The organism is Flavobacterium sp. XS2P24 (genome assembly GCF_030010285.1).
Classification (GTDB): domain Bacteria; phylum Bacteroidota; class Bacteroidia; order Flavobacteriales; family Flavobacteriaceae; genus Flavobacterium; species Flavobacterium algoritolerans.
On sequence record NZ_JASCRU010000001.1, the window covers coordinates 344,527 to 357,400 of the forward strand.

The 12,874-nt window shown below is 34.8% G+C and carries 14 protein-coding genes; 7 read left to right on the plus strand and 7 right to left on the minus strand.

Features of this window, described 5'->3' with window-relative positions; translation table 11 throughout:
- The first annotated feature begins 4 nt into the window (after positions 1–4).
- From QLS31_RS01575 to QLS31_RS01595, 5 genes are all read left to right on the plus strand, one after another.
- Positions 5–466: a hypothetical protein gene (locus QLS31_RS01575; protein WP_282742060.1), complete on the plus strand. Its 462-nt coding sequence runs from the start codon at positions 5–7 to the stop codon at positions 464–466.
- Positions 456–662: a helix-turn-helix transcriptional regulator gene (locus tag QLS31_RS01580; protein ID WP_282742062.1), complete on the plus strand. Its 207-nt coding sequence runs from the start codon at positions 456–458 to the stop codon at positions 660–662. Before QLS31_RS01575 ends, QLS31_RS01580 begins: the two co-directional genes overlap by 11 nt.
- Before the next feature lie 253 nt (positions 663–915).
- A complete protein-coding gene (gene ileS, locus QLS31_RS01585) occupies positions 916–4,386 on the plus strand; it encodes an isoleucine--tRNA ligase (RefSeq protein WP_282742064.1) in 3,471 nt (1,156 codons plus the stop codon).
- A 7-nt stretch (positions 4,387–4,393) separates the two neighbouring features.
- The gene (locus tag QLS31_RS01590; protein ID WP_099714108.1) at positions 4,394–4,774 is read left to right on the plus strand and encodes a TraR/DksA C4-type zinc finger protein; all 381 of its coding nucleotides are present in this window, start codon (positions 4,394–4,396) and stop codon (positions 4,772–4,774) included.
- 85 nt (positions 4,775–4,859) lie between these two features.
- Positions 4,860–5,459, plus strand: coding sequence for a lipoprotein signal peptidase (locus tag QLS31_RS01595; RefSeq protein WP_282742066.1), 600 nt, complete (start codon positions 4,860–4,862; stop codon positions 5,457–5,459).
- Between the two features lie 377 nt (positions 5,460–5,836).
- On the opposite strand, the gene QLS31_RS01600 is transcribed toward QLS31_RS01595, so the two are convergent.
- Positions 5,837–6,379: a hypothetical protein gene (locus tag QLS31_RS01600; RefSeq protein WP_282742068.1), complete on the minus strand. Its 543-nt coding sequence runs from the start codon at positions 6,377–6,379 to the stop codon at positions 5,837–5,839.
- Entirely contained in the window at positions 6,366–6,626 is a 261-nt protein-coding gene (locus QLS31_RS01605) for a hypothetical protein (protein WP_282742070.1), read from the minus strand. The genes QLS31_RS01600 and QLS31_RS01605 overlap by 14 nt, the downstream gene beginning before the upstream one ends.
- Before the next feature lie 274 nt (positions 6,627–6,900).
- Here QLS31_RS01605 and QLS31_RS01610 point away from each other — a divergent pair, with 274 nt between their 5' ends.
- Positions 6,901–7,122 (plus strand): hypothetical protein, encoded by a 222-nt coding sequence (locus tag QLS31_RS01610; RefSeq protein ID WP_282742073.1) that lies wholly within the window; start codon positions 6,901–6,903, stop codon positions 7,120–7,122.
- Between the two features lie 30 nt (positions 7,123–7,152).
- Here the strand turns inward: QLS31_RS01610 and QLS31_RS01615 are convergent, their stop codons facing one another.
- The 5 genes from QLS31_RS01615 to QLS31_RS01635 form a co-directional block, all read right to left on the minus strand.
- Entirely contained in the window at positions 7,153–7,356 is a 204-nt protein-coding gene (locus tag QLS31_RS01615; protein ID WP_282742075.1) for a hypothetical protein, read from the minus strand.
- Positions 7,356–8,846 (minus strand): RHS repeat-associated core domain-containing protein, encoded by a 1,491-nt coding sequence (locus QLS31_RS01620; protein ID WP_282742077.1) that lies wholly within the window; start codon positions 8,844–8,846, stop codon positions 7,356–7,358. Before QLS31_RS01620 ends, QLS31_RS01615 begins: the two co-directional genes overlap by 1 nt.
- 293 nt (positions 8,847–9,139) lie before the next feature.
- Positions 9,140–9,334 carry a hypothetical protein gene (locus QLS31_RS01625; RefSeq protein WP_099714110.1) on the minus strand — a complete coding sequence of 65 codons (195 nt, stop codon included), beginning with the start codon at positions 9,332–9,334 and terminating at the stop codon, positions 9,140–9,142.
- Positions 9,335–9,377: 43 nt separating this feature from the next.
- The gene (locus QLS31_RS01630) at positions 9,378–9,956 is read right to left on the minus strand and encodes a 5-formyltetrahydrofolate cyclo-ligase (protein WP_282742078.1); all 579 of its coding nucleotides are present in this window, start codon (positions 9,954–9,956) and stop codon (positions 9,378–9,380) included.
- Positions 9,946–10,929 (minus strand): succinylglutamate desuccinylase/aspartoacylase family protein, encoded by a 984-nt coding sequence (locus QLS31_RS01635; protein WP_282742080.1) that lies wholly within the window; start codon positions 10,927–10,929, stop codon positions 9,946–9,948. The genes QLS31_RS01630 and QLS31_RS01635 overlap by 11 nt, the downstream gene beginning before the upstream one ends.
- Before the next feature lie 127 nt (positions 10,930–11,056).
- On the opposite strand from QLS31_RS01635, the gene uvrC reads away from it, so the two are divergent.
- Complete coding sequence (gene uvrC, locus QLS31_RS01640; RefSeq protein ID WP_282742082.1) at positions 11,057–12,856, plus strand: excinuclease ABC subunit UvrC; 1,800 nt, start codon at positions 11,057–11,059, stop codon at positions 12,854–12,856.
- Positions 12,857–12,874 lie beyond the last annotated feature (18 nt).

Below are 12,874 nucleotides of genomic sequence, written 5' to 3' on the forward strand. Positions count from 1 at the left end.
CATTATGGAACCAAAAGCAAAACAAGAAGGAGATATTGAAAAAATTGATAAGTTTACAGGTTATCAATTACCTAATAAATTTAAAATTGTTGGATTAATATTGTTTGTTATATCATTCATTTCAGTTCCACTGATGTCAATTTATTTAGAAAATAATAAATACCAAGATTTATTTCAAAGGATAGGTTCTACTCTAGCTATTTTAAGTTTGCTCATGATTGCAATTTCTAAGGAAAAAGTAGAAGATGAGTTAATCGCAAAGATTAGGATGCAATCCTACCATTACGCTGTTATTGGAACGGTATTAGGCTATTTATCACTGCCATTTGTTAATTATATAATTTCCTTTAGTTTTTCTGATGCCCCAAAAATGGAAGGTGTTAAGGATATTCCAATATTTGGGATTTTATTGTTCATGCAAATTCTTACTTTTCGCAAGTTAAAAAAAGCGTATAATGAAGAATAGACTAAAAGTAGAACGCGCCATTTTAAATTTAACTCAAGAGGAATTAGCGGAGAAAATAGGCGTTTCTAGGCAAACGATAAATTCAATTGAAACCAATCGTTTTGTGCCATCAACAGTTCTGGCATTAAAATTATCAAGGTTGTTTGGAAAATCAGTTAATGATTTTTTCGAGCTGGATGATGATGATGAAAAGTAGGAGTTTGTAAGAAATTGCACTAAATGCAAAGTCTTTAAAAACAAAGTCATTTTAGAAAATTTAATAGAAATGAAAATTTAAAAAACCAAAATCATTAGACGTTTTGAAAGAAGTTTTCTCTTAGAAAGCAATAAAAGGATATTTTGATTCCGTTTTATCGAATTATCTGCCCAATTTCGTCTATTTTTTCTCTTCTTTTCTTTCTTTTATTCAAAATTCCTTACTTTCGCACCTCGATTTAGAAAAGGATAAAATGAGCACAAAATTTACTGAATACAAAGGACTTGACTTACCAACTGTAGCGTCAGAAGTACTTGATTTTTGGAAGAAAGAAAATATATTTGAGAAAAGCGTAACCACTCGCGAAGGAAACCAACCATTCGTGTTTTTTGAAGGGCCGCCTTCGGCAAATGGATTGCCTGGAATTCACCACGTAATGGCGCGTGCGATTAAAGATATTTTTTGCAGATATAAAACTCAAAAAGGGTTTCAAGTAAAGCGTAAAGCGGGCTGGGACACTCATGGTTTGCCTGTGGAATTAGGTACCGAGAAAGAATTAGGAATTACCAAAGAAGATATTGGAAAATCGATTTCCATCGAAGAATATAACGAAGCGTGTAAAAAAACCGTGATGCGTTATACGGACGTATGGAATGATTTGACCGAAAAAATGGGGTATTGGGTAGATATGGAAGATCCGTATGTGACGTACAAATCCAAATACATGGAAACGGTTTGGTGGATTTTGAAACAAATCTACAACAAGGATTTGATGTACAAAGGCTACACGATTCAGCCGTATTCTCCAAAAGCAGGAACAGGTTTATCGTCACATGAAGTGAACCAACCGGGAAGTTATAGAGATGTAACGGACACGACGGTTGTGGCACAATTTAAAGTGATTGATGCACACAAAGAATTGTTGTTCTCTAAGTTTTATGATTACATCAGTTCTAATAATTTACTGCATTATAAGTTAGAAACTTTGGATTTAGACGAAGTTTTTATCTTGGCTTGGACAACAACACCTTGGACATTGCCAAGTAATACGGCTTTGACAGTAGGTCCAAAAATCGAATATGTTTTAGTAAGAACATTCAATCAATATACATTTCGTCCGGCAACATTGATTTTAGCTAAGAATTTAGTTGGAAAACAATTCGGGAAAGGTTTCTTCGAAAGTACAGAACCTGCTGATTTTGAAAATTTCAAAGAAGGTGATAAAAAAATCCCGTATCAGGTTTTGGCTGAATGTAAAGGAGCTGATTTGGTTGACATTCGTTACGAACAATTAATGCCTTTAGTGCTTCCCTATCAAAATGCTGAAAATGCTTTTAGAGTAATTTCAGGAGATTTTGTAACTACGGAAGATGGAACGGGAATCGTGCATACTTCACCTACTTTTGGTGCTGATGATGCAAAAGTGGCTAAAGAAGCTACACCAGAAGTCCCGCCAATGTTAGTTCTTGATGAAAATGGAACTCCGGTTCCGTTAGTAGATTTACAAGGAAAATTCACTTCGCATGTAGGGGAATATGCCGGTAAATATGTGAAAAATGAATATTATAACGAAGGTGAAGCTCCGGAACGTTCCGTAGATGTTGAAATCGCCATTCGATTAAAAGAAGAAAACAGAGCATTTAAAGTAGAGAAATATGTCCACAGTTATCCGCATTGTTGGAGAACAGACAAACCTATTTTATACTATCCTTTAGATTCTTGGTTTATAAAAATCTCAGAAGTTAAAGACAGAATGTTTGACTTGAACGAAACCATCAACTGGAAGCCAAAAGCGACTGGAGAAGGACGTTTTGGGAATTGGTTGAAAAATGCGAATGACTGGAATTTATCGCGTTCAAGATATTGGGGAATTCCATTGCCAATTTGGAGAACTGAAGAAGGAACCGAAGAGATTCTGATTGGTTCAGTAGAAGAATTATACAACGAAATTGAAAAATCAATCGCTGCAGGTTTCCAAAAAGAAAATCCTTTCAAAGGTTTTGAAATTGGAAATATGGCAGAATCCAATTATGATTTAGTTGATTTACATAAAAATGTAGTTGATGAAATCACCTTGGTTTCGGCTTCTGGAAAGCCAATGACGCGTGAAGCGGACTTGATTGATGTTTGGTTTGATTCAGGTTCCATGCCGTATGCACAATGGCATTATCCTTTTGAGAACAAAGATAAAATAGATCAAAACAAAGATTTTCCTGCGGATTTCATCGCAGAAGGAGTAGATCAAACACGTGGTTGGTTTTATACCTTGCACGCTATTGGAACATTAGTTTTTGACAAAGTCGCTTATAAAAATGTAGTTTCTAATGGACTGGTTTTGGACAAAAACGGACAAAAAATGTCCAAACGTTTAGGGAATGCAGCAGATCCATTCGAAACATTAAAAGAATACGGTCCAGATGCGACGCGCTGGTATATGATTTCCAATGCGAATCCTTGGGACAACTTGAAATTTGACTTAGAAGGAATTGCTGAGGTTCGTCGTAAATTCTTTGGAACCTTATACAACACGTATTCGTTCTTTAGTTTGTATGCTAATATTGATGGTTTCAAATTTGAAGAAGCGGAAATTCCGTTAAACGAAAGACCGGAAATTGACCAATGGATTATCTCAGAATTGAATACTTTGATAAAAGACGTTGACAGTTATTACGCGGATTACGAACCAACAAAAGCAGCTCGTGCAATCTCTGAATTTGTACAGGAAAACTTGAGTAACTGGTACGTTCGTTTGTGCCGAAGACGCTTCTGGAAAGGGGAATATGCACAAGACAAAATCGCGGCATATCAAACTTTATATACCTGTTTGTTAACCATAAGTAAACTAGGTGCGCCAATCGCTCCGTTCTTTATGGACAAACTTTACAGAGACTTAACTTTAGCAACACTCCCGACGCTTCGGGAGGAAAAATATGACAGTGTACATTTGGCGGAGTTTCCAATTTCGGTTGAAAACTATGTTAATAAAATGTTAGAGAGCAAAATGCAGAAAGCACAAACCATTTCATCATTGGTTTTATCACTCCGAAAAAAGGAAATGATAAAGGTACGCCAACCGTTGCAAAAGGTAATGATTCCAGTACTTGACGACAATCAAAGAGCTGAAATTGAGGCTATTTCTGACCTTATAAAAGCAGAGGTAAACGTGAAAGAAATCGTACTTTTGGACGATGCTTCCGGTGTTTTGGTGAAACAGATTAAGCCTAATTTTAAGACACTAGGGCCCCGTTTTGGAAAGGACATGGGCTTGATTTCTAAGGAAATACAAGGGTTTTCGAAAGAGCAAATCAGTCAGCTGGATAAGGAAGGAAGCCTGGATATTGTAATTGCAGGAAATAACGTAACTTTAACATTAGAAGATGTAGAAATTACATCACAAGATATTGAAGGCTGGCTGGTGGCTAATTCAAACGGAATAACGGTTGCGCTTGACATTACAATTTCTGAAGAATTAAAACAAGAAGGAATTTCCAGAGAATTAGTAAACAGAATTCAGAATATCCGTAAAGATTCCGGATTTGAAGTTACTGATAAAATTAAAGTTCAATTGAAAAGAAATGGAATTCTAGAAGAGGCGATTCTTAAAAATGAAGCGTATATAAAATCAGAAACATTAACCAGCGATTTGGTTTTTGTAGATGAAATAGAAAACGGTACAGAAATTGAGTTTGACGATATAAAAACAATGATATTAATTTCAAAATAATACAAAGATGGTAGATGAAGCTACAAAATACTCTGAAGCTGATTTAGCAGAGTTCAAAGAGATAATCCTTAACAAAATTCAAAAAGCACAATTAGATTTAGATTTGATAAAAAGTGCGTATATGAATGATTTAAATAACGGAACTGACGATACTTCGCCAACATTCAAAGCTTTTGAAGAAGGAAGCGAAACAATGTCTAAAGAAGCAAACTCACAACTGGCGATTCGTCAGGAGAAGTTTATCCGTGATTTGAAAAATGCACTCTTCCGTGTAGAAAATAAAACTTACGGAGTTTGTAAAGTTACAGGCAAATTAATTGGGAAAGAAAGATTAAAAATAGTTCCTCATGCAACGATGAGTATCGAAGCAAAGAACTTGCAACGATAAACCTCTTGTTAAACAAGATTTAACGCTCCATTGGGAGCGTTTTTTTTGATTAAATTGTTATTTTTGCGCCATTAAAATTTATAAAATGTCATTACGAAAAGCCTATTTCCTTATTTTTATCTTATTGCTTGTTGATCAAGTTTCTAAAATTTACATTAAAACTAACTTTATTTTAGGAGAAGAAGTTGAAGTATTCAAATGGTTCAAAATTCTGTTCATTGAAAATGAGGGAATGGCTTGGGGGGTTCAAATCCCGGGAGCTTATGGAAAGTTGTTTTTAACTCTATTTAGAATCGCCGCTGTTGGTGGAATTGGATATTGGTTGTGGGATTCAGTGAAAAAGAAGAGTTCAGATTATTTAATTGTTGCTATTTCTTTAATTCTTGTTGGAGCTTTCGGGAACATCATCGATTCTGTTTTTTACGGAGTTATTTTTGATGACAGTCAACAACAATTAGCTACTTTGTTTTCGGATCAACCTTATGGGACTTGGTTTCACGGAAAAGTAGTTGATATGCTTTATTTCCCTTTTTGGCATGGAACTTTACCAAGTTGGTTGCCAATTTGGGGCGGAAAAGAATTTACTTTCTTCAACGCTATCTTCAATGTTGCCGATATGGCAATTTCTACAGGAGTTGGAATCTTAATTTTTTTCAATAAAAAAGCATTTCATCAGCATCATTAAGAGCTGTTTCCTGCTTTACACTATATCTTTTTCTTTTTAAAGAAAAAAGAAAAAGGATGCCGTTTCAATCAGGGCTACAAAATCAGAATTAATAACCTATTTGGAATCAAATAAAGTATTGTTTTACGAGATAATTAGGAATTGGATTTCTGATACAGGCTTGTTAAAAATCGAAAAAAGCAGATATTCCAATTGTTGATGTTTTGAATATGAATAATTTTACTAGATATAATGAATATTGAGTCTGATAAAGTTGTAATGGCATTTAGGAATGGGTACGAAGTCGGGAGACTTCGCACAGCATCCAGTATCTAACAACATTTTTTTCAGAACACTTCGGAGAGCGGGTAGACAGGTAAAAAACAACTAGCGCCTTCTCAATTTAAAAGTTTCTCTTCCTCTTCTGAAAGAGGCTCTTTAAAAAAATCATCCCGAATTAACATCTTGCCAATACTAGTTTTGATAGCCAATACACCTTCATTTTTATTAATGTAATAATATCTCTGATGTAATTGAGTAACTGTAGTAGCTTTTAAATAAATCTTATCTAAAGTGATATTCCTAATTTTTATTTTTTCTTTAAAAAACAAATGATATTTGATTCCTGAAATGGATATATCTCCTCCTTTTTTTGTTTCAAAGTCATAAAACAATACCCATCTTTTTTTGTTTTTATAATAAAGAACTTGATTCTTTTGTTTGAAATCTATAAAATTTTGATTTCCTGTAAATAATCTTGAAATACTAAACTCAAATTCGCTTAAACATTTTTTTTGAGCAGAAAATTCTAATTCCATTCCAACATACGGCTTGTTTTTATAAGGCTTGTTGCTAATTATATAATTATACTGAACGGTATTTTGAGAGTAAACTATAGAATTAAATAAAAGGATTAATATTATTAAATTATTTTTTTTCATCTTTTTTTTGATAAATTAAATTAGAAACTCTTGTATCGTAATTAGATTTTTCTTTTTCATAAGTTGAATTATTATTTTTGGCTAAATCAGTTATATAGCTTTTAAATTCTTTTGAACTTTGTTGACCAGAAAATACTAAATTCTTGATATCTCCTTCACTTAAATTTAACCCGATCGCGCTGATATAACCAAATCTCCTTGTGTGGATAGCGCAGTTTTGCAAACTGTGCCCATTCCAATGAGCCACTAAAACAAATCTAACAAAACCATTCTTTAAAACACAAAAAAAGCCCTCCCTTTTTATTGATATAGCTCTTTTTGACTTGTATTACCTGCCCAACTTTGTGGGCACAGTTTGCAAAACTGCGCTATCCAAAACGAGATATTTATTGCATATCTAGTACGTCGGGTTGTTAAAAATCGAAAAAAGCAGATATTCCAATTGTTGATGTTTTGAATATGAATAATTTTACTAGATATAATGAATATTGAGTCTGATAAAGTTGTAATGGCATTTAGGAATGGGTACGAAGTCGGGAGACTTCGCACAGCATCCAGTATCTAACAACATTTTTTTCAGAACACTTCGGAGAGCGGGTTTAGCAGATAGTTCTCTAACCGACAAAGAACTACTCAATCAATTTAAAGCCATCGAAAAAATGCAGGAAAATGATAAATCTGTAATTAAAATTTTGATTGATGCCTTTATTACTAAAAAGAAAATTCAGCAGTTAGCACAATAAAAAAAGCCCCAAATCGGGCTTTTGCTTTTCTTAACTTTCTTTTTTATATTTTTTCTTTAGTATAAATATTAAAATGCCAATTATTCCAACGTCTATGATTATTGCAGATAAAAACCATCTATCAATACTAACTGGTATATTATGTCCACTTGCATAGTACATTCCCCAAATAAAAAACAGAGCAATAAATAATATACAAAAAGTTACTATTGATATATAAATTAATATTTTCATTAGAAATTTTGTTTAAGAGTATAATGTCCTTTTTCTTTCGATGCTTGAAGTGTAAATCCGTTATCATAGAATAATCCACCAACTGTTGATAATTGTTTTTTTGACATACCACTAAAGTCTAATTGCATACCGTTCTTTAGATTAGCACCATTATTACTTTTATTAAACAAACTCAAAACAGTAACTGCTGAATCTGTAATCAGTTCTGCTTTAGAGGTATCTCCATATAAGTCATTTTTAAGCATAAGAACTGATGACAAATTGACTGCAATGTGTTCGTCTGTACTTGCTCCATTGTGAGCATAAGCGTCTTGCAATGCGTGAAGACCTTGTTCTAGCGTGCCTTCATTTAATCCGTTTTGTTGGCTCATAATGTTTGACCATCCAAATTTCAACCCTCTTCCCATTGCATAGGAATGCTTCATACCTTTTTTTTGCTCGGCATTTGACATCATTGAATGCCATTGACTATTACTTTCATCTTGAGATCCCGCAGTAGCTGAATAATCAATATCATCTCTGTAATGATTTTCCACTATTCCTCCGTGAAACCACTTATCCATACTTAATACTTTTGATGTAGGGTGATCTGCATATACACTTGCCCCGTGTGCAATTCTTTGTGCATCAGCAGAACTGTAACCCATTTTCAGCATTGCATTAACTGTAATACGATAATGTACAGATACAGCATATCTACCGTCTGGGTCAATCATTCCTACAGGATTATTAAGTACATAAGTATAAGGACTAACGCTTGGTGTTTTCTCCGCTAGTGGGTCCACATTCATCCAACGCCCTAAAGCAGGGTCGTAATTTCTTGCGCCGAAGTCGTACCAGTTTAGCTGCTGCCCTCCAATATTCTCGTCTTGCAGTTCTTTTCCGTTGTACTTATACTTGTAATTCGGTTGCGAATTAGTATTATTGTACATTTGGTGTTTTAGTCCAAACGGATAATAGTTGTTTTCTTCTACTATTTCATTGTTGGTAATTATACCATCTTTAGTTATATTGTCGCTGTAACTCAATCGTACATTCCCCAAATGATCCGTATAATTAAAAACGTAACTGTAATTGTTTGTACTATTTACTACCGTATTCTTTACATATCCTTCTGCCGTTGGGAAAAATTGTAATGTTGGTGTTGCTGCACCCACACCTTGATACTGAAAACCACACAAATAATTGGTAGTAGTAACGGTTGCTGTTGGCAATAACTGGTTGACCATTTTTTCTAATTTTTGACCTACTGCGTTGTAAATATACACAATGTTCCCTGTTGCACCAAATGTTATTTTGGTAGGTAAGTTGAGGTGGTTGTAAATTATGGCGGTGATTTTTTTGTTTTTGTCTGTTACTAAATTCCCGTTGGCATCATAGGTATAATCATCGCCAGTATTTGTACGATCTTTAAAACCGCTGGTTGCTGTTACTGGATTGTCAGCAACTTTTAGCAATTGGTTAGAGTTGGGTTTGTAGGTATAGGTCAAATCGTCTATCTGTGTAGGAGGCGGGGATTAATAACCTATTTGGAATCAAATAAAGTATTGTTTTACGAGATAATTAGGAATTGGATTTCTGATACAGGCTTGTTAAAAATCGAAAAAAGCAGATATTCCAATTGTTGATGTTTTGAATATGAATAATTTTACTAGATATAATGAATATTGAGTCTGATAAAGTTGTAATGGCATTTAGGAATGGGTACGAAATCGGGAGACTTCGCACAGGAGCGGGAAAAGACCTGTTCATAATTTGAACAGGTCTTTTTCTTTTATTGGATTTATTTGTTTTGCCCAGGAGCATAACGTTTAGCGCTTTTTCCGCCGTATATTTTTTTAGCTTGACCCGGAGGAAGTTTTTTAGCTTTATAAGTAGATCTGCTGGTTCCGGTGTGAATGCTACAGTTTGAAAATGAAACTGCAAATAGAATAACCATAACGCTTACGGCAAATCTTGAATTTTTAAATGTTCTCATAACTTGATTAGATTTTATCTGTTACTAAAGTACGGATTAAAAATTAAAATGAGTGAACTTCATTCGGAGTCACACAATAATCCAGTTTTACATCACCTTCAAAAACATCAGTAATCAATTCTTCGGGGTCAAAAAAGGAAAGACCAATTTTGATTACATCCGGTTTACATTCTGATAAAAATTTATCGTAAAATCCTTTGCCGTACCCCACGCGATGTCCTTTTTTGTCGAAAGCCAAAAGCGGTACAAAAACCACATCAATTTTATGCGAAGGAACTTCTCCCGAAGCGTCGGGACCGTCTATGGGTTCTGGGATATTATATGCGTTTTTCTTGATTCGGGTGTTGTCAGTCAATAGAAAATGAGTCATCTTTCGGGTTTCAAAATCAGCTTTGGAAACAATAATCTCTTTGTCTTTTCCGGATAATAAGTGAAGAATGAATTCGGTATTGACTTCTTTTTGTTCTGTAATAGGTAAGAAAATATGAAAATAGGTTTTCTCCCAAATAGGCAGTGTCAGTATTTTATTGGCTACAGCCAAACTCATTTCCTCAATTTCATTTTCGGAAAGTGCATTTCGTAAGGTTTTGGATTTGAGCCGCAATTCTTTTTTATTCTTCATCCTCTTCATTAGTGTTTGACATGTGGTAAATAGCATCGCCTTCGTAAACAATAGGGGAATGATTGGCGTTAATTACGTAACCATCATTTGGCGCTTTAACTTTTCGCTCAAACTTTCCGTATGGATCAGTTATGGTGGCTAGAATTGTTCCCTTTTTTACAAAATTACCAATAGTGTTATAATCGTGCAACAATCCGGAACATTTGGCTCTGATCCAGCCTGATTTTTCAATATAGATGGAAGGCGATTTTGGTTTGATTACAGTATGTTTTGGATCTAACATACCAAGGTGAGACAATAGGCGTTTTGCGCCATTAACCCCTTCATCTGCAACGGAATTATTAATGTCAAGTGATTTTCCGCCTTCAAAAAGCAGCATTTTTACATTCAATTTTTCACTGGAACTTCTAAATGACCCGATTATATTTCTGGAATATAAGGTAAATGGAGCATTAAATACATCTGCCAGTATTTTTAATTCGGCATTGCTATGAGCTATTCTAATTTGTGGTGCGTTGAAACGGCTTGCGCCACCGGCATGAAAGTCAACGGCATATTCCACAATTGGCATGATTTCGGCTAAAATATGGAACGCAAATCGACTGGCCAATGAACCGGTTTTACTACCCGGAAAAACTCGGTTTAAATCCCGACCGTCTGGAAATTCTCTTGATTTGTTGACAAATCCGTACACGTTTATTATTGGAATACAAATGATTGTACCTTTTTTTGGTCGGTTTATTTTTTTGTGAATGAGTTGTCTTACGATCTCGACGCCGTTAATTTCATCTCCATGAATTCCTGCTGAGAAAAGTACCACGGGACCATCAATTTTAGACCGTCTAACAATAACGGGGATGTTCAGTTTTGTTGTGGTGTGTAGTCTGGCAATTTCGACATTGATAGTTTTGCTCTCTCCGGGAATAATGCTTTCGCCGAAAATTACGATTGGTGTGGTATTGGTTTTTATCATAGATTCTTGAAAAGATAAAAATAACGATAATAACGAATTAGAAACTAAAATTCTGATAAAAATTTCGCAAGAAAGATTTCAAGAGTATTGATTTGTATTTCGTGATTTTTGAGATTAACTTTGTTACATGAATCCAACTACTTTAGCCTTACAAATCCAAACCTTGCCTGATGGTCCCGGCGTATATCAATATTACGATAAGGAAGGAAAAATTCTGTACGTAGGCAAAGCCAAAAACCTAAAAAAAAGAGTCTCTTCTTATTTTAATAAAATTCATGATACGGCCAAAACTAATGTGCTCGTAAAGAAAATTGTCTCTATAAAACATATTGTGGTTCCTACGGAAACAGATGCCCTTTTATTGGAAAATAACCTGATTAAAACCTTGCAACCGCGGTACAACGTGTTACTGCGGGATGATAAAAGTTATCCGTGGTTGTGTATCAAGAAAGAACCTTTTTCGCGTATTTTTGCTACCCGAAGAATGGTCAAAGACGGCTCGGAATATTTTGGACCGTACACCAGTTTTAAAACGGTAAGCACTATTTTAGAATTGATTAAAGAGTTGTATCCGCTGCGAACTTGCAACTATGATTTGAGTAAAAGCAATATCGAAAGTGGGAAATTCAAGGTTTGTCTCGAATACCATATTGGGAATTGCATGGGGCCTTGTGAAGGTCACGAAACCTTAGAAAATTACCAAAAGCAAGTTGATGCGATTCGCGAAATTCTCAAAGGGAATTTCAAGGAAAGCATGAAAGATTTCAAGCGTGTCATGACGAATTTGGCCGCCGATATGCATTTTGAGGAAGCCCAAAAAATAAAAGAGAAAATAGAAGTTCTTGAAAACTACCAATCGCGTTCTACAATAGTAAATCCAAAAATCACCAATATTGATGTCTTTTCGATAGTTTCAGATGAAAGTGCGGCGTATGTGAATTTCCTGCAAATTTCTCACGGTTCGATTATTCGTTCGCACACGATGGAAATCAAAAAGAAACTCGACGAAACCGACGAAGAATTATTAGAATTGGCGATTGTCGAATTGAGAGAACGTTTTCAATTGTTGTCACGAGAAGTGATTGTTCCGTTTCACGTTGATTTGGGTGAAAACATAAAAATTACCGTTCCACAATTGGGAGACAAAAAGCAAATTTTGGATTTGTCCATTCGGAATGCTAAATTTTACCGAATCGAACAGTTGAAACAACTGCAAATTGTAGATCCGGATCGACATACGAAAAGGATTATGGCGCAAATGCAAAAAGATTTGCGATTGCCGGTGGAGCCTAGACACATAGAATGTTTTGATAACTCAAATATCCAGGGAACAAATCCTGTGGCAGCTTGTGTGGTTTTTAAAGATGGGAAACCAAGCAAGAAAGACTACCGCCATTTTAATATAAAAACGGTCGAAGGACCGGATGATTTTGCATCGATGACCGAAGTAGTTTATAGAAGATACAAACGATTGCTGGATGAAAATCAACCGCTGCCGAATTTAATCATTATTGATGGTGGAAAAGGACAATTATCATCAGCATTAAAAAGTATTGATGAATTAGGGCTTCGTGGAAAAATTGCAATAATTGGTATTGCAAAAAGACTGGAGGAGCTATTTTATCCGGGCGATTCTATTCCTTTATATTTAGATAAAAAATCAGAAACACTGAAAGTTATCCAGCAATTGCGAAACGAAGCACACCGTTTTGGGATTACGCATCACAGAGATAAAAGGAGTAAAGCAGCGCTGAATTCCTCGATAGAATCCATTCCTGGTATTGGAGAAAAAACCATGTTGACTCTGATTCAACATTTTAAAAGTGTTAAAAGATTGAAATTAGCGACAGAAAAAGAAATTTCGGACGTTATAGGTATGTCTAAAGCCAAAAAAATTACCGAATTTTACAAGGCTACAAATGAATGATTAATTTAGATTATTGAT